Consider the following 355-nt stretch of genomic DNA (forward strand, 5'->3'; position numbering starts at 1 on the left):
TAAGCTCGATCTCCTTCAGGCTAGGCTGATTGGCGCGCCATAAAAACAATCACGATCATCGAATATGCGTCAGAGCCCCAGTCGAACGCCGATTGACAATGAGCACGCCGAACACCGAGCACAGTTCAAGAAGCTGATGCCAGTCCCGGTTATTGCGGGCCAAGCGAGAAGCGTCGAGGCTCACCACAAGACCGGCGTTGCCAATGCCGATCTCGACAATGAGCTTCTGGAAACCATGACGATCCACAGCGCCAGCACCGGATTTGCCCAGATCCTCGTCAATGACCTGGACGCGCTCCGGCGGCCAGCCCAGACCGATGGCGCGATCGACGAGGCGGTACTGCAGCTCCGTGCT

General features: G+C 58.6%; 1 protein-coding gene. It reads right to left on the minus strand.

Going from position 1 to position 355, the window contains the following annotated elements:
• Positions 1-55 precede the first annotated feature (55 nt).
• Positions 56-355 (minus strand): recombinase family protein (locus tag AC0L3A_RS41035; protein ID WP_473256622.1); only part of this gene is annotated, 300 nt, incomplete at its 5' end.

Source organism: Bradyrhizobium sp. MI1.3 (genome assembly GCF_055811695.1).